Genomic DNA, 19693 nt, shown 5'->3' with positions numbered 1-19693 from the left:
AAGGGGACTGTCATGCACATCCAGAACGGGGTCCTCGACCCGGTGACGCTGGTGGTGACCGGCACCGCCGCGGTCGGGGCCGTCACGTACGCGGGCGTCCAGCTGCGCAAGGGCGAGAAGCGTTGGGGGCTGGCCGCGGCCGGCGCCGGCGCCGTCCTCGTCGCGCACCTGCTCGACGTGCCGCTGGGCATGGGCGGCACGCTGACCGCCCACGTCATCGGCGGGACGCTGCTCGCCGTCGCGCTCGGTCCATGGCTGGGCGTGCTCACCATGACCGGGGTGCTCGCCTTCGAGGCGCTGGTCCTCGGCGACGGCGGCAGGGCCGCGCTCGGGGCGAACGTGCTCATCATGGCCGTGGCGGGCGTCCTCGTCGGCTGGGCCGTCTACCGCGCCGTGCTGCTCGCGGTCGCGCGCTGGCGGCGCGAGGCGCCGGGCGACCGGTGGATCGTGCTCGCCGCGGGCGTGGCTGCGTGGGTGAGCGTCGCCGCATCGTCCCTGGTGCTGTGGGGCGTCTACGCGATGGGTGCGCCGTCGCAGCTGGCGGCGCGCGCGTGGAGCGTGTCGATCCCGCACCATCTCGCGTGGGCGGTCCTCGAGGCGGCGGCGACGGCGGCGATCGTGGCGGTCGGGCTCGCGTGGGCCGGGCATCGCGCCCGCGCGCTCGCGCACGCCGACACCATGGGCGTCGGCCACCGCCATGTGCCCGTGATCGACGGCGACCTCGAGGCGCTGGGGTAGGGCCGGGGCCGGGGCCGGGGGTCGCGGGCCGGCCCCGCGTGGAGCCGCGTCCTCTGCCGCGCCCGGTCCTGCGCGCGGCCCCGCGTGGCGCCGCGTGTTGTCGCGTCCGCTTCCGCGCGCGGCGTGTCCCCCGGGGAGACGCACCCGCATCCCGCTGTTTTAGGAATTCCTAAAACAGTGGGATGGGGGCACGTCTTTCTCGGCCGACACGCCGCGGCGCACGCCACCCCGGACGGGCTATTTCAGGAATTCCTAAAACACTGCGGAGCAAGTAGCGCGCGCCGCGCCGCCACGCCCGCATCGCTCCGCCACGCCCGCATCGCTGCGCCGCTTCCGCACAGCCCCGCGACGCGCGCATCGTCCCTGCTCCACCTCCATTGCCCGGGCCTCGCGGGGATGAGATAATAGAGGTAGCGAAGGGCAGTAGCTCCGAGCAGTGAACCCGGCAGCCTCCCGGATGGTTGGTCAGCCGGGTTTCGCGCTGTCCGGGCACTTTTCGGTCCAGGCGCCGGCACCGGACAAGGCCCGGGATGCGGCCCCGGTCGCGGCACCGGACCCGGACCCGGCCCCGGCCCCGGCCCCGCTCCAGCGGATCATGCCGCCCGCCTCGTCGGCTCGCGCACCACCTCGTGGTGCACCACCAGGGGCTCCAGCGCCTCCCGGTACGACCCGCCCTTGGTCCACAGCCAGGCGGCGAAGTCGGCGATCCACAGCAGGGGCTCCGCGGCGCCGGCCTCGTGGCGGTACGTCATCCGATGGATCTCGCCGGTGTGCATGAGCATCGCGATGGTCTGGCGGTCGCGGTACTCGACCGGGGCGTCCTGCTCGAGCGTCCAGTGCGTCACCCCGTGGTCCGACGCCCACCGCGCGAGCGCGTCCACGCACGCCTCGCGCGCCACGTACTCGGGGTGCGTCTTGGCGTGCTCGACGATGACGATGTCGACGTGGTCCCGGAGCCGCACGAGCCGCCGCAGCGCATGCTTGCGAGCCTCGGGCTTCTCCTTCGACGTGTGCCAGCGCCGCGCGTGGCCGACCCGCCACTGCAGCACCTCGCGGCGGAGGCGGCGCAGGTCGTCCTCGTCCACGACGGCACCCGCGAAGCGGAACCCGTCGACCTTCGACTCGTCGCTGTAGAGATGCCTGCCCATGCGTCGTCACCGTTGACCCTCACCTCGAGTCTGGCAGGTTTCGGGACGGATGGCCGCGTCGAGGAGCTGTTCCAGAAGGCGGCGGAGGAAGTGCCCATTTTGGCGTGTTTTGTCGCACTTCTAGCAGGCAATCGCCTAGCATCGGCCTCATGAACCGGGGGGCTGGTCTTGGGGTTCTGGTCGCGACCGTATGGGTGCTTGCGGCGTGCGCATCAGGCGACGACACCGACGCAGCGGAGTGCCTGATCGGCGACTCCGACACGTGGGGCGCCGACTCCGTTTGCGCTCTCGGCCGCAGTCTTGAGCCAGGTCTCGACGCCTACTTCCTGGGCGTGTACGACGTGCCGGCCGAGTTGACGTGGGCGGACGCACAGGATCGTCCCGATGCTGCAGTTGGCTGCGACACGACGCTTGATCACGGCGCCACCAGCTACTGCGGAGGGACCCGCGTGGTGTACCTCGATACCTCCGCGTTAGCGTCCCTGGCAGAGGCCTCTCAGTCGACCGTCGGGGTCGGTTGGACCATGGCGCACGAGTACGCGCACTACGTCTCGGACGTCAACGTGTATGCGGACCCGGCGTCAGATCGGCTCGCGGAGGAATGGCGCGCAGACTGCCGGGCTGGCCTCTATGTGCGCGAGGCCGCGGATGCGACCGGGGAGTCGTACCTGTGGACGAGCGACGAGGTGTCTGCGTTCGTCGGCCAGGTCAAGTTAGGGCGGTTCGACGGGACCGAGGACTTCTTCGACACCGACGTGTCAGGCTCGGGCGCCGATCGCGCGATCGCCTTCAACACGGGGTATCTCACGTCGGACGCGACGTTTTGCGATGCGTACACGTCGAGCGCGGACCTCGATCTCGCAGTCGGTGAGGCGTTCAGCGTGCGACTTCCCCCTGGCTTCTCCGCTTCCGGAGACTGGTTCGACGGGGACGGGCTCCTCAACCTGTACGCGGACGACTACGCGCGGATCCCGGAGTCGGGCCTGGTGAATCGAGCGACAGAGCGCCGTGCGACACAGGTGGACGTGAAGAGCGGGTACATCGACATCTTCGATGACCTCTTCGGCTCGGCCTTCGACACGTTCGGAACCGTGCAGACGCGAGACGATTGGAGCGACTGGTTCGGAGACGCGACGGTCGTGCAGATGAAGTATCAGACCGGATTCGGCGAGAACGACGTTTACGGAATCCTGAGCGTCGTCTCCTACGGGCCAGGCGTCGTTCTGATCCTCGAGACCATCGAACCCGACGACGAACCAACCGATACTGAGTGGGATGCGATCGCCGACTACCACAACGTGCTCCTGTTGGGGGCTTCGCGGTTGCGTCAGTGACCGCTAGTCGACCTCGCCCGCCTTCACGGCGACGCGGCTCGACCCGTCCGACGCCTTCGTCACCTCGAGTCTTGCAGGAATCGCGTCGTGCATCGCCTCGACGTGCGAGATCAGGCCCACGGTGCGGCCCGAGTCGCGCAGGTCGTTGAGCGTCGACATCGCCACCTCGAGCGTGTCGCCGTCGAGCGAGCCGAAGCCCTCGTCGATGAACAGCGTCGACAGCTCGATGCCGCCCGCCTCCGCCGTGACCGTCTCCGCAAGGCCGAGCGCGAGCGACAGCGACGCGAGGAATGTCTCGCCGCCGCTGAGCGACCGCGTCGAGCGCGCCTGCCCGGTGTGGGCGTCCGCGATCCGCAGCGCGAGGCCGGTCTCCTTGCCGCGGTACTGCGCCGAGTCGTCGTGCTCGAGCTGGTACTGCCCGCTCGACATCGTCCGCAGGCGGGTGTTCGCCGCCGCCACGATCCGCTCGAGCTTCGACGCCAGCACGAACGACTCCAGCCGCAGCCGCCGCTCGTTCGGCGCCTTGCCCTCGAGCGCGTCCGCGAGCGTCGCGACCGCGTCCCGTTCGGCGCGCGCGCCCGCGGTCGACTCGCCGAGGTCGGCGTACTGCCGCGACAGGTTCGCCAGGTCGTTCGCGCGGCTCGCCGCCGAGGTGGCCGCCTCGATCGCGGTATCGCGCGCGGTCGCGGCCTCCGCAGCAGCGGCGGCGAGCGCGTCGAGGTCCGCGACCTGATCGGGCAGCTCCCGCTCCGCCAGCTCCGCGACTACCGCGCGGGCCGCCGCCAGGCCGCTGCGGTGGGACTCGGCATCCGCCTCGAGGCGGGCGAGCTCGGCGGCGTCGAGGGAGGCCTCGCGGACCTCGTCGAGGCTCGCGAGGCCGGACGACGCGAGCGCCTCGTCGAGCGCCGCCGTCGCGTTGGCGTGGGCGGCGGTGGCGTCGTCGGCCGCGGCGGTGGCGGCGGTCAATTGGGCGAGGAGCGACTTCGCGGCGGTGAGCGCGTCGGCGTACGCGGCCACGGTGGCGTAGCCCTCGGGACGATGCGCGGCGAGCTCCCGCGCGGAGGCGAGCTCGGTGGCGGCGCGCGTGACGGCGTCCTGCGCCACAGCGACGGCGCGGGTGTGCTCCTCCAGACGCGTGGTGAGCGTCGCCTCGCGGCTGGCAAGCGCCTCGAGCTCGCGGGCGAGCCGGTCGCGCTCGGACGCGGCGGCCAGCGCGGCGGCGTGCTCGGTCCGGGCCGCCTCGAGGGTCGAGGCCGCCGACTCGGCGTCGCCCTCGCCGGCCTTCTCCCGCGCGGCGGTGAGGGTGCGGTCGGCCTCGGCGCGGCCGTCGCGTGCTCCGGCGAGGACGCGATCGGCGGCCTGGAGCGACTCGTAGGCGGCGTCCACGGCCTCGTCGGTGACGTGGTCGTCGGACGGTTGGGCGGGGGAGGGATGGTCGATCGCGCCGCACACGGGGCAGGGCGTGCCGTCCTCGAGCTCGGCCGCGAGGTGCGCGGCCTGCGAGCGGAGCCGTCGCTGCACGAGCGCGGCATGAGCGGAGGCGGCGGCCGCGTGCGACTCGGCTGCCGTGGCCTCCGCCGCGCGCGCGGTGTCGAGGCCTGACCTCAGGCGCCCCACGGTCGCGTGCGCATCGACCGACGCCTGCGCGCGCTCGACCGCGCCCGCGAGGTCGTCGACCCGCGCCGCCGTCGTGCCGGCCGCCTCGAGCGACGCGCGCAGCTCGGTCTCGCGCGCGGGCAGCGCGTCCAGCGCCTCACGGGTCTCGGCGACGGCGCCGGCCGCCTTCGACGCGTCCTCGGTCGCGCGGGTGTGGGCGGTCTCGAGTCCGGGGAGCGACCGCTCGGCGGCGAGCGCGCCCGACAGCGCGCCGATCTCGCCCGCGAGCTCCGACTCGCGCTCGCGCAGCGCGTCCTCGCCGGCCGTCTCGAGCCCGCCTGCCGGCCACGCGAGCCTCGCGACCGCATCGGCGGCCGCGACCTCGCGCGCCCGGGCGAGCGCCTCGGTCGCTTCGGTCGCCGCGCGCGACGCCCGCTCGGCCTCGCGCATCGGCCCCATCACCGGGACCGCCCGGCGCGCGGAGGCCACCCGCGCCTCGCGCGCGGACTGCTCGTCGCGGCGCGACTCGAGGTCCGACACGGTCGCCCGCGCGCGGCTCAGCCGCTCGCGGGCACGCTCGACCTCGCGCGCCTCGTTGAGGGTCGCGGCGGCCGCGTCGGCGACCGCGGACGCCTCGGCGCGCGCGGCGGTGGCGAGGGTGACGGCCTCGGCGAGCGCGGAGCCGGTCGCGTCCCAGAACGCGTCCCGCTCGGCGACGGGCGGCGCGTCCACGCCCGTCAGCGCCGCGGCGCGCTCGACGAGCCCCGCGAGCTGCGCGTCCGCCGCGTCCACGGCCGCCTGCTTGGTCTTCGCGATCTCGCGGATGTGCTGCTCGAGGTCCTCGAACCGGCGCGTGCCGAACAGCGATCGCAGCACCGTGCGCCGCTCGGCCGTGTCGGCCTTGAGGAACTCGGCGAACCGGCCCTGGGCCAGCAGGATCACCTGGAGGAACTGCTCGCCGGTGAGCGGGACCGTGGCGGCCACGTGCTCGGCGACCTCGCGCGGCATGGCGGCGAGGATCTCCCAGTCGGCGCCGCGGCGCGCGTACAGCTTCGCCTCCGCGCCCTTCGTCGTCGTGCCCGTGCCGCGCTTCTTCGCGCGCTCGTACGCGGGGGAGCGCCACACCCGGTACTGCAGGGTGCCGAGCTCGTAGTCGAGCGTCACCGACGTCGCGTCGTCCTCGCCGCAGAAGTGGCTGCGCAGGACGGGCTCGGCCTTCTCGTAGCGCGGCACCTTGTCGTAGAGCGCGAAGCAGATCGCGTCGAGGATGGTCGACTTGCCCGCGCCGGTCTTGCCGGTGATGGCGAACAGGCCCTCGGTCTCGAAGGCGGTGAAGTCGATCTCCTGGCGGTCCAGGTACGGGCCGAAGCCCTCGAGCTCGAGCCGGAGGATCCTCATCGGGTCGCCTCCCTCGCCTCGAGCGTGCCCAAGGCGTCCGCCACCAGGCCCTTCTCGGCCTCCGAGAGTGCGGCGCCGTTGCGCACGTAGCCGAGGAACTCGTCGACGATCTCGAGGTCGCTCCTGCCCTCGACCCGCTCGGCGTAGGTTGCCTCGCCGTGGTCGTGACGCGTGGCGGGACGATGCGTGAGCGTCACCGCGTGCGGGAAGCGAGTCTGCAGCGCGCGCATGGCGTCGCGCGGGAGCTGGTCGTCGGTGAGGACGACGTCGACCCAGGCGTCCTCGGCGTCGGGGTGCGCACCGGGCGCGAGCAGCGACTCGAGAGTGCCCGTGAGGCGGACCGCGGCGCGCGGGGTGGGCAGGTCGAGCCACTCGACGGCCGGCTCCGTCCCCGGCTCGCCGAGCTCCACGATCCACGCGCCCTTGGTGCCCGAGATCTCGCCGAAGCTGAACCGCAGCGGCGCGCCCGAGTAGCGGATGCGCGGCGCGAGGGTCGCGTGCGAGTGGATGTGGCCCAGCGCCACGTAGTCCGGCCCGTCGAACGTGTCGAGACCCACGATGTTGAGGCCGCCGCGGCTGATGTCCCGCTCCTCGGCCCGGCCCGACTCCTCGGTCGTGTCCGAGACGCCCGAGGCGAAGCAGTGCGAGGCGACCACGTACCGCGGCGTGCCGTCCGCGCCCGCCCGGGCCGCCGCATCGTCCCTGATCAGGCCCATGGCGAAGGCGAGCGCGTCCTGGTGGGTGCTGCCGTCGAAGCCGGGGAAGGCCGCGCGCAGGAACTCGGGGTGGACGTACGGGATGCCGTAGAAGAGGACGTCGCCGAGCGCGTCGGCGAGCGTGACGGGGCTGGCGAGGTCCTGCAGGCGCGTGCGGAGGTGCACGCCGCCGAACGCGGCAAAGTCGGCCATGTGGCCCAGGCGCGCGGGGCCGTCGTGGTTGCCCGAGGTGAGGAGCACCTGGGCGCCGGCCTCGCGGATGTCGCGCAGGGCGCGGTTGAGCATGGTGAAGGCGTCGGCCTTGGGGGTCGAGCTGTCGAACACGTCCCCGGCGACCACGACCGCGTCGATGCGGTGCGTGCGCACCGCGTCCGCGATCGCCGCGAGCACGGTCGCGAGGTGCTCGTCGGTCGAGTGCCCGTGGAAGGTGCGGCCGATGTGCCAGTCGGACGTGTGGAGCAGGCGCATGCCGCGAGGGTATCGGTGGGGGCCGACAGCGGTGGGCGCGGTGGGCGCGGTGGCTGGGGTGGGCGCAGTGGGCCCGGGCCACCGCTCTCGCTCCTCGCTATTTTAGGAAATCCTGAAATAGGCGGAAGGGAGTACGGCCGCGGGCGCGGCAGGACGATGCGGTCTAGAGGGCGGTGCGCTCCGCGCCGGCGTCGTCGGCGACGGTCCCCGCGGTCCCCGGCGCCGCGGCCGGCGCGGCCGTGTTCGCGACCAGCGCCCGCATCGTCCGGAAGAGCACCATGAGCGGGATCGTCGACAGCGCGCCGAGCACCGCGCCCACGACGGCCGCCTCCCAGCCGAACCCGCCCCACTGGTCCGTGAAGACGCTGCCCGCGATCGCTCCGGCCGCGACGGTCCATCCGACGAACCAAATCCACATCCACGCGTCCTCGTCGCCGAGGTCGAGGTGGATGTCGTCCTTGAGTGCCTGCATGGCTCGACCCTAGTGACGGGGGCCGACACGCGCCTGCCCCCACTTGTGGGGATAGCAGGCAGGTCGATGCGTCCGATTCAGTCCGCGACGTCCCGAATGAACCCCGCGATCGCGGTCGCGACCTCCGTCGGGTGGGTGAGCGCCATCGAGTGGTCGGCGTTCGCGAGGGACACGTGGGAGACATGCGGGAACCACGCGCGTATCGCCTCGATCTCCTCCTCGAACCAGTGCGCGCTCGCCGTGCCGCTCACCAGCAGCACCGGCGCGGTGACGCGCTCGGCGTCCGCCTCGCCGAAGTCCCACGAGAGCAGCGCGGGGATGTCCGCCGCGAAGAACGTCTCGGCGTCCGCCTCGACCTGCGCGACCGCGCCGGGGAGCAGCCGCTCGACGTCGAGCCGCCAGTGCGGGTCCATGAGGCGGGACAGGAACCTGTCCGCGGCGCGCGCGGCGCCGAGGTGCTCGTACTCCGACACCAGGCGCGTGTTCGCGACGCGGAACGCGTTCGCGGACGCCGACTGGACCGGGGGCGGCTCGATCGCGACCACGCGCTCGACCCGGTCGGGGTGGTCCGCGGCGGCCTGCAGCGCGACCGCGCCCGAGTACGACACGCCGACCAGCACGGCCCGGGGAATCTCCAGCTCGTCGAGCAGCGCGACGAGGTCGCCCGCGTCGAGGCGCATCGAGCCGGCGCCCGCGACCGAGCCGGCCGTGCCGTATCCGCGGCGCCGGTAGGACAGGATCCCGCGGCCGAGGTCGGCGGCGAGGATGCGGGCGACGGGCAGCAGCTCGTCCGCGGTGAGCGCGGTGCCGATGAGGACGACCGGGGGCTTGTCGGTCTGCGGGCCCGTCTCCCAGACGTCGAGCTGCGCCCCGCCGACGTCGATCGCGCGCCAGCGCCCCTGCTCGACGAGGCTGCTCATACCTGGCGGGGGACGTTGCCGGTGAGCTTCATGAACGAGCACATGAACTTGTGGCCGCCGTCGGCGGTCGGCCCGAACATGCATGGACAGCCGCCGTCGATGACCGACATGCCGTGCTCGCGGCCCCACGCGGCCGCCGCATCGTCCACGCTGCCCTGGCCGGGGCCGCGGTGCATCCACACGTCGGTGATGCCGAGCGACTCGGCCTCCTTCATCGTGTCGAGGGCGCGCTCGGGGCGGGTGCCGATGACGACGGCCTCGACGCCGCCGGGCACCGCCGCAAGATTGGGGTACGCGGGCCCGCCCTCGAGGGTCTCGGCGTTCGGGTTGATCGCGAAGGCCTCGTAGCCGCGTTCGCGAAGCCGCTGGTAGACGACGTTCGAGCCGTGCGATCCAGGCGTGCGCGACACCCCCGTGACGGCGATGCGCTTGTGCGCGAGGAAGGCGTCGGCAGCTTCCTTGATGGCAGTCATGATCCGCTTCCTGTGAGCTCGGAGTGGGGACCCTGCCTTCCATGGTCACGCGAACGACGATGCGCGGCAAACGCAGGGCTGCCCCCACAACTGGTGGCTTGAGGGGCCGCAGCCCTCCGGGAAGGCTCGACGGTGGAGAGAACAGGGAGCGGGGGCGCGCGAGATGGACAAGCAACACAGATCGATGGCCGCGGTGAACGGCTTCGCGGTGCTCGCGATCGCCGTCGTCGGCTGGTTCGTGTGGCTGTTCCGCGACCTCCCGCACGTGGGCGCGGGCCTGCCTCAGTTCGCCATCGCGCTCGGCGTCATCCTGCCGCTGTGGGCCGTGGGTGCGGTGCGCGCCCACCATGACCAGCGGGACCGCCGCTCGAAGCGTCGCTGAACTCGCCGGAGCGGGTGCGGCGAGGGGGCTCGCGGCGGTCGGGGACGGGTCACCTATTGCGCAGTTGGTTGACACCTGCGCACCATGGCGACATGGCCCCGCGCCGCAGCCCCGGGGGTCGGGACGAGCGCCCGGCCTGGGTCGACCTGCGCGATCACCCCACCGCGGACGTGCTCATCATCGGTGCCGGCATCAACGGCGTCGCCGCGTTCCGCGACCTCGCGCTGCAGGGCGTCGACGTCACGCTGATCGACCGCGGCGACGTCGCGGCCGCGACCAGCGCCGCGAGCAGCCGCATGATCCACGGCGGCCTGCGCTACCTCGAGAACGGCGAGTTCCGGCTGGTCAAGGAGGCCGTCGCGGAGCGCAACGCGCTCCTCGCGAACGCCCCGCATCACGTCATGCCGCTGCCGACCACCGTCCCGATCCACACGATCTGGTCGGGCCTCGCGACCGCTCCGCTGCGCTTCCTCGGCGGCCGCGGCCCCGCCCGGCGCGCGCCCCGAGGGGCGATGCTCATCAAGGCGGGCCTCACGCTCTACGACGAGTACTCGCACGCCGGCCGCGCCGCCGACGGCACGGGCGTGCCCCGCCACAGCTTCGCCGGCCGCGTGCAGTCCCTCGAGGACCTGCCCGACCTCGACCCCACGATCCGCTGCACCGCCACGTACTACGACGCCGCCGTGCGCGCGCCCGAGCGGCTCGCCCTCGAGATGGCGCTCGACGGCCTCGCCGCCCACGACGGCGCCCGGCTCGCCACGTACGTCGAGGCGACCGGCGCATCGTCCACCGCGGTCGACGTGCGCGACGTCGTCACGGGTGAGACCGCGCGGATCGCGGCGCGGGTGGTGGTGAACGCGTCGGGGCCGTGGACGGACCTCACCAACGCGACGCTCGGCGAGGACACGGCGTTCATGGGCGGCACCAAGGGCAGCCACATCGTGGTCGACAACCCCGCGCTGCACGCCGCGTGCCGCGGCCGGGAGATCTTCTTCGAGAACGACGACGGCCGCATCGTCCTCATCCACCCCCAGCACGGGCGCGTCATCCTCGGCACGACGGACCTGCCCGCCGACCCGCGCGAGCCCGCCGTGTGCACCGAGGACGAGGTCGGCTATTTCCTCGAGCTCGCGGCGCGGGTGTTCCCGGGCATCCCGGTGACGCGCGACCAGATCGTGCATCGCTTCGCGGGGATCCGGCCGCTGCCGCGCGCCAGCGACGAGGACCCGGGCCGCATCCCGCGCGACTACCGGCTCGAGCGGTCCACGCTGCCCGGCGGCGACGTGCCGTTGGTGAGCGTGGTCGGCGGCAAGTGGACCACGCATCGCGCGCTGGGGGAGCGGATCGCCGACGAGGTGCTCGGGCTGCTCGGCCGGGAGCGCCGCGTCTCGACCGCCGGCGTGGCGATCGGCGGCGGCCGCGACTACCCGCGGCCCGACGACCGCGGCGACTGGATCGCGGTGCATCTGCCCGGGGACGATGCGCGGGCCGGGGTCCTGCTCGACCGCTACGGCACGCGCGCGGAGGAGGTCGCGGCGATCGAGCGGCGCGGCCGGTCCCGCTGGGACGAGGGGCGGCACCTGCGGCACGCGCCCGCGTACACGCGCGCCGAGATCGCGTGGATCGCGCGAGCCGAGCACGTCGTGCGGCTCACGGACGTGGTCGAGCGCCGCACGCAGCTGACGTTCCGCGGCGAGGTCACGCCGTCGCTGCTCGAGGAGATCGCCAAGATCGTGGGCCGCGAGCTCGGCTGGAGCCGGCGGCGCCGCGCGGACGAGGTCGAGCGCATCCAGGCCGCGCGCGAGGCGGCCCGGGTCGCTCAGGCCTCGCCGACGTCCGTGACGCCCTCGTAGAGCCCGATCGCGTTGCCGTCGGGGTCCGCGAAGACGGCCCACCAGCTGGTGTCGCTGATCTCGGACTTCGGCATGAGCACGGTCGCGCCGTGCTCGGTGGCGAGCGCGAGCGTGTCGTCGATCGAGTCGACCTCGACGTACGACCGCGGCTGCTCGAAGCCCTCCGAGCGCGGCGCGAGCCCGCCGCCGCTCACCTGGTTCGGGGCCGTCCACATGGGGTAGTCCTCGAACCCGGGCGGGGCCGAGATCTGCCAGCCGAACAGCGCCCCGTAGAAGCCCTTCGCGGCCTCGAGGTCGCCGACCGGGATGTCGATGTGCGTGATGTCTCCGTGCGCCATGGTGCTCCCTTCCCCGATCGAGTCTGAGACGCGCCCGCGGGGATGGCAACCGCTGGAACGACCACCACGTACCCATGACGCGCGAGGATCGCGCGGAAGCGACCAACGCCTACCCACTGCGCAGGTAATCGCCCGGGTGCTGGGCTAGCGTGAGGCGCATGTCGTATGTGATGGCGATCGACCAGGGGACCACGTCGACGCGCGCGATCGTGTTCGACCACGGAGGACGGATCGTCTCGCAGGCGCAGCTCGAGCACCGCCAGCACCTGCCGCGGGCCGGCTGGGTCGAGCACGACCCGCAGGAGATCTGGGAGAACACCCGCCTCGTGATCGGCCAGGCGCTCGCGAAGGCGGACGTCACCCGGCTCGATGTCGAGGCGCTCGGCATCACCAACCAGCGCGAGACCGTGATGATCTGGGACCGCGCCACCGGTGAGCCGGTGTATCCGGCGATCGTGTGGCAGGACACCCGGACGCAGCCCCACGTGGACGCGCTCGCGGACGAGGGCGGCGTCGACCGCTTCCGGGCGACGACGGGCCTGCCGCTCGCGACGTACTTCAGCGCGACCAAGATCGCGTGGATCCTCGACCACGTCCCCGGCGCGCGCGACGCCGCCGAGGCGGGCGAGCTGGCGTTCGGCACGCCGGACTCCTGGCTCGTGTGGAACCTCACCGGCGGCGTCGACGGCGGCATCCACGTCACCGACGTCACCAACGCCTCGCGCACGCTGCTCATGGACCTCGAGACGCTCGACTGGTCCGACGACCTCCTGGACGCGTTCGGGATCCCGCGGGCGCTGCTGCCCGAGATCCGGAGCTCCTCCGAGGTGTACGGCCACGTGGGCGGGCGCTCGCTGCTGCGCGAGGTGCCGATCGCGGGCATCCTGGGCGACCAGCAGGCCGCGACCTTCGGCCAGGCCGCCTTCCACGAGGGCGAGACCAAGGGCACGTACGGCACGGGCACTTTCCTCCTCGTCAACACCGGCCTCGAGGCGATCATGAGCGATCACGGGCTCATCACCACGGTCGCGTACCGGCTCGGCGACGATCCGCCGCACTATGCGCTCGAGGGCTCGATCGCGATCACCGGCGCTCTCGTGCAGTGGCTGCGGGACAACTTCGGGACCATCCGCGAGGCGCGCGAGATCGAGGCGCTCGCGGCGAGCGTGCCCGACAACGGCGGGGCGTACTTCGTGCCCGCCTTCTCGGGCCTGTTCGCCCCCTACTGGCGGCCCGACGCGCGCGGCGCGGTCCTCGGCCTCACGCAGTACGTCACCAAGGCGCATCTCGCGCGGGCGGTCCTCGAGGCCACCGCGTACCAGACCCGCGACGTCGTCGAGGCGGGCGAGGCGGACGCGGGCGTGCCCCTGCGCGCGCTCAACGTCGACGGCGGCATGACCTCGAACGAGCTGCTCATGCAGTTCCTGGCGGACATCCTCGGCGCGGACGTCATCCGGCCCGAGGTGGTCGAGACGACCGCGCTCGGCGCGGCCTACGCCGCCGGCCTCGCGGTCGGGTACTGGTCGGACCTCGACGAGCTGCGCGACAACTGGCACGAGGACCGCCGCTGGCATCCGACCATGCCGCGCGCCGAGGCCGACCGGCTCTACCGCAACTGGAAGAAGGCCGTGGCGCGCTCGCTCGACTGGCTCGACGAGGACGCCGAGGGCTGACTGTCGGACCCCCTCCATAACGTGGTTCCCACACCGATCCGCTGGGGGGACACCATGAAGGGGACGCACCGTGACGGGGGCCGCAGGCTCGTCGTCGTCGATCTCGAGAACCTGCTGGGCTGCGCGCCGGAGCTGGCCTCGGACGCCTGCTGGGCGCTCGCGCTGAGCTCCGCGCTCGACGCGGTCGGCTATGCGGCCGGCCGCGACCAGCTCGTGGTCGGGGTGGGCCCCGACTGGGTGTTCACGGCCGCGGACCTCGCGCCGGGCGCCCGCGTGGTGACCCGGGCGGGGGAGTCCGGCGCCGACCTCGCGCTGTGCGCGTGCCTCGAGGACGTGGACCTCGTCGCCGCGCGCTTCGACTCGGTGGTGATCGCATCGGGCGATCACGAGTTCGTGCGGCCCGTGCTGCGCCTCCTGGGGGCCGGGGTGCCGGCCGTGGTCGCGGCGCTGCCGCTGTCCGCGTCGACCGAGCTGACGTACTACGCCTCGGACACCGTGTGGCTGGAGCGCCCGGCCCGCACGCTGGGCGAGGCCGCGCACGTCGCCTCGGCGGCCGGCATGGGGAGGGTCGCCCTGGCGGCCTGACAGGGGCGGCCCGCGCGGGCCGCCGGGAGGGAGGAGGTCAGCCGCGCTTGGGCTGCGGCTGGAAGCGTGCGCCCGCGTCCTGTCCCGGGTTGCCGGCGACGATGCGTCCCGCGGGGACGTCCTTCATCACGACGGCGCCGGGGGAGACCAGGCACGAGCGCCCGAGCGTGACGCCGCCGGTCACGATGCAGCGCGAGGTCACCCACGCGCCCGGCTCGATGACCACGGGCCGAGTGATGAGGGCCATGTTGCGGCGGTGCGCGTGGCTGCCCGTGGTGATGAAGGTCTCCTGGGAGATCACGACATCGTGACCTATGACCACGCGGTCCTGGTTGTGGAACCACACGCCCTCGCCGATCCAGCAGTCGTCGCCCACCTCGAGGTTCCACGGGAACTTCACGCGGGTGCGCTGACGGAAGATCACGCCGTCGCCGATGGTCGCGCCGAACGCGCGCAGCGCCGCGACGCGGATCCGCGACGACGGCTGGATCGCATTGGTGACGAGCAGCCACTCGACGAGCATCCATGCGGCGATCACCAGGGGCGATCGTCCCCACGCGGCGCGCTCGCCCGGCGCCTCGCGCAGCGGGATGACGGGCGTCTCGTCGTCCTTGTCGGTCACGTGCGGCCCCCTCCGCTCGGTGTGCGCCCGGCCGGCGCATCGTCCTCCCTGAATCATGCCGTGACCGGCGCCCGACGCGAAACCGGGGCGTCGCCGCCCCGTCACCCGAAATTAACCGGTCTTGGCACAACGCTTCGGCCGTTGGATCCGTCTTTACCTGAGATTGGAATATTCGTCACCCGCTTCAGGTTGCGACAAGTGCACATCCGCGGTCCTATGGATTTGGGGGTAAACCATGACAGTTCCACACATTTCGGTCGGGTCCTGGGGACCGCGCCGCACCGGGGATTTCCGGGTCCGCTGGCCCGCCCGCGGTGGTCGCGCGCAGACCGTCGCCGCGCCCCGCGCGGTGGGGTCGACCGGCATCGCGTGGATCGACGTGGTCATCCAGCTCCTGCTCGGCGCGGCGCTCGTCTACGGCGTCTACTGGGTCGTGACGTTCGGCATCTTCCACAAGGGCATCGACGTCTTCACCGACTGGTACGTGGGCGACGTCATCCCTGCTTTCGCGGTGGGTACTGGCCCCGTGATGGGCGGCACCGAGTTCCGCGACGGCTACTTCGCGCCGCACCCCGAGGTCCCCGCGGGCCTCCAGTGGAACGCCCCCGCGCAGCTGTCCTACGAGCAGCGGTTCGCGCGCTGAGCCCTCGCCCGCCGCGCGCGCCTCGGCGCTAGCGTGGAGCCACGCGAGGGAAGGACCAGCGATGTTCACCGGACTCACCACCGAGCTGTGCGCCAAGGCGTGGGCTCTCGTCACGCCCGCCATCGAGAAGGCGGCGGAGACGAGAGCGATCCGCGGCGCGGTCGGCGACCTCGTCGTCATGGACCCCGCGCGGCCCGGCACGATCCTCTGGGCCGGCAGCATCGGCGACACCGAGGACAAGACCTACGGGTACGCCGTCGCGAAGGCCAAGGTCGCCGAGCGCACCGGGCTCGACACGTCGCGGGTGCGCATGGACCAGCCGCACCTCTACACGGCGGGCGACATCCTGTACCCCGGCGGCGTGGTGCGGCACGGCATGGTGGTCGCGTTCTCCGGCGTCGAGGGCGAGGCCGACGAGATGATCGCCGAGTGGTTCATCGCCGCCGTGCGCGGCCTCGCGCGCCTCGCGTTCGTGTCCGACCAGGGGCCCGACGCGACCGGCACCCGGTACCTCGGGGACTAGAAGCCGCCCCCGCCGCGTTCCTCCCGCATGAGCACCCCCGACACCCCGGCGATCCGCGCGCTCGCGGACACCGGCATCGACTTCGACGTCACCGTCCACGGCCCCGTCCGCTCGCTCGAGGAGGCCGCCGAGGCGCGCGGCCTCGAGCCGCGCCAGATCCTCAAGACGCTCGTGGTGCGGCGCGCCGAGGGGGAGTACCTCCTGGTGCTCGTGCCCGGCGACCGCGAGATCAGCTGGCCCAAGCTGCGCGCGCTCCTGGGCGTGAGCCGCCTGTCGATGCCCGACAAGGACGTCGCGCGCGACGTCACGGGCTACGAGCGCGGCACCATCACCCCGTTCGGCGCGACCCCCGACCCGGCGACGGGGCGGCCGTGGCCCGTGATCGCGGACGCGCTCATCGTGTCGCGCGAGGGGCCCGTGTCGATCGGCGGCGGTGCGCACGGCGTGGCCGCGACGCTCGACACCCAGCAGCTCGTCGAGGTGCTCGACGCCCGGATCGCCGACGTCACGGAGCCGCTCGCACCCCGTGGTTGACCGGACCGGTACTCTGGCGCACGTGTACGAGAGGCCCGAGCTGCCGGAGCTGGTCTTCACCGACCCCGAAGGCAACGCGATCCCGTACGGCCACCGCTGGGGAGCCGACGGGCCTCCCAAGCGCACCTACTCGCTGACCCGCCACCCCGAGCGCTTCGCGCCGCTCGCGGACGTCGCCAACGCGCTCGTCGAGCACCTCGAGCGCACCTACGACGTCGACGTGCGCTACACCGAGGGCCTGCCCGAGGACGCCCCGGACACCGTCCGCAGCGCCGAGCAGGGCCAGGTCCGCATCGCCCGCGCCGCCACGCTGCTGCCGCGCCACGACGGCTGCGCGCCGCTCGTCATCGCGGAGACCACGTTCCCCAGCATCGTCGTCGCGATGGGTGCCGCCGGCGAGGCCCGCGCGCCCGCGTGCGGCTGCGACGCGTGCGACGAGTCCCTCGAGGACAGCGCCGAGCTGCTCGAGCGGCTCGTCTTCTCCGTGGTCGAGGGCCGCTTCCAGGAGCGCTACTCGTGGACCGACGGCATCGAGATCACCATGGGCGACCTCGGCGGCGCGAGCTACAGCCGCGAGCCCCGGCACGTCGCCGACAAGGAGCGCGTCGACGCGCTCAAGCAGAGCCAGCGCGAGCGTCACGGCCGGCGGTGGATGCCGTGGCCGCCGCGACGGGACGATGCGGACGGCACCTGGGAGCCCGACGCCGAGCCGCTGCGCCTGTGGACCCGCGAGGAGCGGGAGGCGGCCATCGAGGCCGCGCTCGACCGGATCAGGCGGCGGCTCCGCAGCGCCTGACGCGCCGGTGGCCGGTCGGTCCGCTCGGGCGCCTCAGGCGCCTCCGACCTCTCGGCCGCCTCAGGCCATCTGGCGGGAGCGCTGGTGCTCGTCGAGCTCCGCGAGCCACGCGCTCGCGCGCTCCTCGAACCGGTCGGCGGCGTCCGCGTCGTACTCGAGCGTCGAGTGGTCCATGAACAGGTGGCCCTTGCCGGCGTAGCGGAAGATGCGCGCGTGGGGGGCGTGGTAGAGCAGCGCGTCGATCTCCTGCGGCACCACCCACTCGTCAGGGTCGGCCACGTGGATCTGGAGCGCGACCTCGTGGCGCCACACCCCGCCTAGCGCGGCCGGCGGCAGCGCGCCCGCCACCAGCAGGCACGCGCGGAAGCGGCGGCGGTCCTGCGCGAGCAGCTGCGCCTGCATGGCTCCCAGCGAGTAGCCGATCACCACGTCCGCGCCGCGGTGACGACGGGCCGCGCTGTGCGCGGCCTCCTGGAGCGCATCGTGCCCGATGCCCTGGGCGAACGAGACGCCCTCGTCGGTGTCGGTGAAGGTGCGGCCCGCGTAGCAGTCGGGGCAGTGGACCGTGTGGCCGTCCGCGCGCAGGCGCTCGGCGAAGGCAAGGAGCCCTTCGGTGAGCCCTAGTGCGTGGTGGAAAAGGAGGATCTCGGCCATGACTCAGTGTCTCGCCACGCGCCCCTCCGCGCGACCCGAGCCGGTCGCGCCGCTCGCCCACGGCGGCGCCGAGGTGGTTGGCTGGGGTCACGAGACCCGGCGCGGTTCCAGGGAGGTCGTGCATGGACGAGGTGCTTCTCATCGGCGTGGTGGCGGTCATCGCGATCGTCGCGGTGCACTCGATCGCGCCGCGCGTGGGCGTGGCGGCCCCGCTGCTCCTGGTGCTGCTCGGCGTGGGCGTGAGCTTCGTCCCCGGGGTGCCCGAGATCGAGGTCGAGTCCGAGTTCATCCTGCTGGGCATCATCCCGCCGCTGCTGTACTCGGCCGCGGTGGCGCTGCCCGCGACGGAGTTCCGGCGCGACTTCCGCTCCATCAGCGGCCTGTCGATCGTGCTGGTCCTCGTGAGCGCGGGCCTCATGGGCCTGTTCTTCATGCAGGTGATCCCGGGGATCGGCTTCGCGCTGGGCGCGGCGCTGGGCGCGGTGGTGAGCCCCACGGACGCGGTCGCGGTCCAGATCATCCGCAAGATGGGGGTCTCGCCGCGCATCGTCACGGTGCTCGAGGCCGAGTCGATGTTCAACGACGCCACCGCCCTCGTGACGCTGCGCACCGCCGTCGCGGCGGCGGGCGCGAGCATGACGTTCGGCGAGGCGACGTGGGACTTCGCGAGCGCGGTCGTCATCGCCGTCGCGGTGGGGCTGGTGATGGGCGAGCTGAGCGTGCGCCTCCGCCGCCTTGTGCCGGGCGCCGCCAACAGCACCGCCATCTCGTTCGTCGCGCCGTTCGCCGCGGCGGTGCCCGCGGAGCTGCTCGGGGCCTCGGGCCTGGTCGCCGCCGTGGTGGCGGGGCTCGTCGCGGGCTACCGGGCGCCCAAGTACCTGCGTCCCGCGGACCGCATCTCCGAACGCACCAACTGGCGCACCGCCGAGCTGCTGCTCGAGGGCGTGGTGTTCCTGCTGCTCGGCCTCGAGGTCACCACGCTCGTCACCGACGTCGAGGAGACGCACGGCTCGGTGTGGAGCGCGGTCGGGATCGGCCTCGCGGCGCTGGCGCTCGTGCTGGCCATCCGCATCGCCTACATCGCCCCCGTGGTGATGGCGGCCGCGCGGCGCGCGCGCCGCGTCAGGGCGCGGCACGAGCGTGTCGAGGGACTCGGCCAGCAGGCCGAGTCGCATCCCGATCCCGCCCATCGGGAGGCGGCGGCGCGCCGCGTCGAGCAGCACTCGGCGTACGCCGACTACCTCGAGAACCGCCCGCTCGGGTGGCGCGAGGGCGGCGTGCTCGTGTGGGCCGGCATGCGCGGCGCGATCACCGTCGCGGCGGCGCAGTCGCTGCCCGCGGACACGCCGCTGCGCTCGACGCTCGTGCTCATCGCGTTCGTCGTGGCCGTCGGCTCGCTCATGATGCAGGGCTCGACCCTGCCGTGGGTGACGAAGCGCCTCGGGATCGCGGGGGAGTCCGTGCACGATGAGCGCGAGCGCGAGGAGCTGCGGGACCTCCTGTCGGGCGTGGCCGACACGATCCTCGCCGACGACGAGCTGCGCGCCCGTGACGGCGCCGCCTTCGCCCCCGGGGTGATCGACGCGGTGCGCCGCGCGGTGAGCCACGCGCGCGCGGAGGACGACGAGACCGTCGGGCACGGCGTGCAGTTCCTCGAGCTGCGGCTCGCGATCATCGAGGCGCAGCGCGAGCGCATCCTCGAGGTGCGCGGGATGGGCACGTACGGCTCGGAGGCGCTCGGCGACGCGATGCGGATCCTCGACGCCGAGCAGATCTCGCTGCAGCTGCGCGCCGAGCATCCCGACGGCGACGACTGAGCCGGTCGGG

At 73.2% G+C, this 19693-nt stretch carries 20 protein-coding genes; 11 read left to right on the top strand and 9 right to left on the bottom strand.

The genetic code is table 11. The features are described 5' to 3' along the window. Nucleotides 1–12 precede the first annotated feature (12 nt). A complete protein-coding gene (locus AOM07_RS00445; RefSeq protein WP_062310147.1) occupies nucleotides 13–738 on the top strand; it encodes an energy-coupling factor ABC transporter permease in 726 nt (241 codons plus the stop codon). 593 nt (nucleotides 739–1331) lie between these two features. On the opposite strand, the gene AOM07_RS00440 is transcribed toward AOM07_RS00445, so the two are convergent. After that, nucleotides 1332–1886: a hypothetical protein gene (locus AOM07_RS00440; RefSeq protein WP_062310143.1), complete on the bottom strand. Its 555-nt coding sequence runs from the start codon at nucleotides 1884–1886 to the stop codon at nucleotides 1332–1334. A gap of 149 nt (nucleotides 1887–2035) precedes the next feature. Between AOM07_RS00440 and AOM07_RS00435 the strand changes: the two genes are divergently transcribed. Beyond that, entirely contained in the window at nucleotides 2036–3220 is a 1185-nt protein-coding gene (locus tag AOM07_RS00435) for a neutral zinc metallopeptidase (protein WP_156171726.1), read from the top strand. Nucleotides 3221–3223: 3 nt separating this feature from the next. Here the strand turns inward: AOM07_RS00435 and AOM07_RS00430 are convergent, their stop codons facing one another. The 5 genes from AOM07_RS00430 to AOM07_RS00410 all read right to left on the bottom strand — a co-directional run bounded on the left by AOM07_RS00430 (nucleotide 3224) and on the right by AOM07_RS00410 (nucleotide 9263). Then, on the bottom strand, nucleotides 3224–6214 hold the full coding sequence (locus tag AOM07_RS00430) for an AAA family ATPase (protein ID WP_062310138.1): 2991 nt from the start codon (nucleotides 6212–6214) through the stop codon (nucleotides 3224–3226). Next, on the bottom strand, nucleotides 6211–7398 hold the full coding sequence (locus tag AOM07_RS00425; protein WP_062310136.1) for an exonuclease SbcCD subunit D: 1188 nt from the start codon (nucleotides 7396–7398) through the stop codon (nucleotides 6211–6213). The genes AOM07_RS00430 and AOM07_RS00425 overlap by 4 nt, the downstream gene beginning before the upstream one ends. Before the next feature lie 163 nt (nucleotides 7399–7561). After that, on the bottom strand, nucleotides 7562–7870 hold the full coding sequence (locus tag AOM07_RS00420; RefSeq protein ID WP_062310134.1) for a hypothetical protein: 309 nt from the start codon (nucleotides 7868–7870) through the stop codon (nucleotides 7562–7564). A gap of 77 nt (nucleotides 7871–7947) precedes the next feature. Next, on the bottom strand, nucleotides 7948–8790 hold the full coding sequence (locus AOM07_RS00415; protein WP_062310131.1) for an alpha/beta fold hydrolase: 843 nt from the start codon (nucleotides 8788–8790) through the stop codon (nucleotides 7948–7950). Continuing rightward, nucleotides 8787–9263: a CoA-binding protein gene (locus tag AOM07_RS00410; RefSeq protein WP_062310127.1), complete on the bottom strand. Its 477-nt coding sequence runs from the start codon at nucleotides 9261–9263 to the stop codon at nucleotides 8787–8789. The genes AOM07_RS00415 and AOM07_RS00410 overlap by 4 nt, the downstream gene beginning before the upstream one ends. A gap of 163 nt (nucleotides 9264–9426) precedes the next feature. Between AOM07_RS00410 and AOM07_RS00405 the strand changes: the two genes are divergently transcribed. Further along, a complete protein-coding gene (locus AOM07_RS00405) occupies nucleotides 9427–9645 on the top strand; it encodes a hypothetical protein (RefSeq protein ID WP_156171724.1) in 219 nt (72 codons plus the stop codon). Nucleotides 9646–9737: 92 nt separating this feature from the next. Next, nucleotides 9738–11498, top strand: coding sequence for a glycerol-3-phosphate dehydrogenase/oxidase (locus AOM07_RS00400; RefSeq protein ID WP_062310121.1), 1761 nt, complete (start codon nucleotides 9738–9740; stop codon nucleotides 11496–11498). Here AOM07_RS00400 and AOM07_RS00395 read toward each other — a convergent pair. Next, a complete protein-coding gene (locus tag AOM07_RS00395; RefSeq protein WP_062310119.1) occupies nucleotides 11465–11836 on the bottom strand; it encodes a VOC family protein in 372 nt (123 codons plus the stop codon). The genes AOM07_RS00400 and AOM07_RS00395 overlap by 34 nt on opposite strands. 158 nt (nucleotides 11837–11994) lie before the next feature. Here AOM07_RS00395 and glpK point away from each other — a divergent pair, with 158 nt between their 5' ends. Together glpK and AOM07_RS00385 are read left to right on the top strand one after the other, a co-directional pair. Then, nucleotides 11995–13509, top strand: a complete 1515-nt coding sequence (gene glpK / locus AOM07_RS00390) for a glycerol kinase GlpK (RefSeq protein ID WP_062310117.1) — start codon at nucleotides 11995–11997, stop codon at nucleotides 13507–13509. Between the two features lie 54 nt (nucleotides 13510–13563). Continuing rightward, nucleotides 13564–14094, top strand: a complete 531-nt coding sequence (locus tag AOM07_RS00385; protein ID WP_062310113.1) for an NYN domain-containing protein — start codon at nucleotides 13564–13566, stop codon at nucleotides 14092–14094. 37 nt (nucleotides 14095–14131) lie between these two features. On the opposite strand, the gene AOM07_RS00380 is transcribed toward AOM07_RS00385, so the two are convergent. Further along, nucleotides 14132–14716: an LbetaH domain-containing protein gene (locus tag AOM07_RS00380; RefSeq protein ID WP_062297401.1), complete on the bottom strand. Its 585-nt coding sequence runs from the start codon at nucleotides 14714–14716 to the stop codon at nucleotides 14132–14134. Nucleotides 14717–14951: 235 nt separating this feature from the next. Here AOM07_RS00380 and AOM07_RS00375 point away from each other — a divergent pair, with 235 nt between their 5' ends. The 4 genes from AOM07_RS00375 (at nucleotide 14952) to AOM07_RS00360 (ending at nucleotide 17212) form a co-directional block, all read left to right on the top strand. Then, entirely contained in the window at nucleotides 14952–15359 is a 408-nt protein-coding gene (locus AOM07_RS00375) for a hypothetical protein (RefSeq protein ID WP_156171723.1), read from the top strand. A gap of 61 nt (nucleotides 15360–15420) precedes the next feature. Next, a complete protein-coding gene (locus tag AOM07_RS00370) occupies nucleotides 15421–15882 on the top strand; it encodes a hypothetical protein (protein WP_062310108.1) in 462 nt (153 codons plus the stop codon). 27 nt (nucleotides 15883–15909) lie between these two features. Beyond that, complete coding sequence (locus tag AOM07_RS00365) at nucleotides 15910–16416, top strand: aminoacyl-tRNA deacylase (protein WP_062310103.1); 507 nt, start codon at nucleotides 15910–15912, stop codon at nucleotides 16414–16416. A 22-nt stretch (nucleotides 16417–16438) separates the two neighbouring features. Further along, nucleotides 16439–17212, top strand: coding sequence for a DUF6226 family protein (locus tag AOM07_RS00360; protein ID WP_062310098.1), 774 nt, complete (start codon nucleotides 16439–16441; stop codon nucleotides 17210–17212). A 60-nt stretch (nucleotides 17213–17272) separates the two neighbouring features. On the opposite strand, the gene AOM07_RS00355 is transcribed toward AOM07_RS00360, so the two are convergent. Continuing rightward, nucleotides 17273–17866, bottom strand: coding sequence for a dienelactone hydrolase family protein (locus AOM07_RS00355; protein ID WP_062310095.1), 594 nt, complete (start codon nucleotides 17864–17866; stop codon nucleotides 17273–17275). 122 nt (nucleotides 17867–17988) lie between these two features. Between AOM07_RS00355 and AOM07_RS00350 the strand changes: the two genes are divergently transcribed. After that, nucleotides 17989–19683: a cation:proton antiporter gene (locus AOM07_RS00350; RefSeq protein ID WP_062310093.1), complete on the top strand. Its 1695-nt coding sequence runs from the start codon at nucleotides 17989–17991 to the stop codon at nucleotides 19681–19683. Nucleotides 19684–19693 lie beyond the last annotated feature (10 nt).

Origin of the sequence: Demequina rhizosphaerae (assembly GCF_000971255.1) — a bacterium.
Taxonomy (GTDB): Bacteria; Actinomycetota; Actinomycetes; order Actinomycetales; family Demequinaceae; genus Demequina; species Demequina rhizosphaerae.
The sequence above is the reverse complement of the archived record's forward strand: the minus strand, read 5'-3'. Positions and strand labels throughout refer to the sequence as shown.

What these genes read in the sequence shown, in the direction of transcription:
- AOM07_RS00445 (WP_062310147.1), top strand. Translation starts at nt 13, where the DNA reads ATGCACATCCAGAACGGGGTCCTCGACCCGGTGACGCTGGTGGTGACC.
- AOM07_RS00440 (WP_062310143.1), bottom strand. Translation starts at nt 1,886, where the DNA reads ATGGGCAGGCATCTCTACAGCGACGAGTCGAAGGTCGACGGGTTCCGC.
- AOM07_RS00435 (WP_156171726.1), top strand. Translation starts at nt 2,036, where the DNA reads ATGAACCGGGGGGCTGGTCTTGGGGTTCTGGTCGCGACCGTATGGGTG.
- AOM07_RS00430 (WP_062310138.1), bottom strand. Translation starts at nt 6,214, where the DNA reads ATGAGGATCCTCCGGCTCGAGCTCGAGGGCTTCGGCCCGTACCTGGAC.
- AOM07_RS00425 (WP_062310136.1), bottom strand. Translation starts at nt 7,398, where the DNA reads ATGCGCCTGCTCCACACGTCCGACTGGCACATCGGCCGCACCTTCCAC.
- AOM07_RS00420 (WP_062310134.1), bottom strand. Translation starts at nt 7,870, where the DNA reads ATGCAGGCACTCAAGGACGACATCCACCTCGACCTCGGCGACGAGGAC.
- AOM07_RS00415 (WP_062310131.1), bottom strand. Translation starts at nt 8,790, where the DNA reads ATGAGCAGCCTCGTCGAGCAGGGGCGCTGGCGCGCGATCGACGTCGGC.
- AOM07_RS00410 (WP_062310127.1), bottom strand. Translation starts at nt 9,263, where the DNA reads ATGACTGCCATCAAGGAAGCTGCCGACGCCTTCCTCGCGCACAAGCGC.
- AOM07_RS00405 (WP_156171724.1), top strand. Translation starts at nt 9,427, where the DNA reads ATGGACAAGCAACACAGATCGATGGCCGCGGTGAACGGCTTCGCGGTG.
- AOM07_RS00400 (WP_062310121.1), top strand. Translation starts at nt 9,738, where the DNA reads ATGGCCCCGCGCCGCAGCCCCGGGGGTCGGGACGAGCGCCCGGCCTGG.
- AOM07_RS00395 (WP_062310119.1), bottom strand. Translation starts at nt 11,836, where the DNA reads ATGGCGCACGGAGACATCACGCACATCGACATCCCGGTCGGCGACCTC.
- glpK (WP_062310117.1), top strand. Translation starts at nt 11,995, where the DNA reads ATGTCGTATGTGATGGCGATCGACCAGGGGACCACGTCGACGCGCGCG.
- AOM07_RS00385 (WP_062310113.1), top strand. Translation starts at nt 13,564, where the DNA reads ATGAAGGGGACGCACCGTGACGGGGGCCGCAGGCTCGTCGTCGTCGAT.
- AOM07_RS00375 (WP_156171723.1), top strand. Translation starts at nt 14,952, where the DNA reads ATGACAGTTCCACACATTTCGGTCGGGTCCTGGGGACCGCGCCGCACC.
- AOM07_RS00370 (WP_062310108.1), top strand. Translation starts at nt 15,421, where the DNA reads ATGTTCACCGGACTCACCACCGAGCTGTGCGCCAAGGCGTGGGCTCTC.
- AOM07_RS00365 (WP_062310103.1), top strand. Translation starts at nt 15,910, where the DNA reads ATGAGCACCCCCGACACCCCGGCGATCCGCGCGCTCGCGGACACCGGC.
- AOM07_RS00355 (WP_062310095.1), bottom strand. Translation starts at nt 17,866, where the DNA reads ATGGCCGAGATCCTCCTTTTCCACCACGCACTAGGGCTCACCGAAGGG.
- AOM07_RS00350 (WP_062310093.1), top strand. Translation starts at nt 17,989, where the DNA reads ATGGACGAGGTGCTTCTCATCGGCGTGGTGGCGGTCATCGCGATCGTC.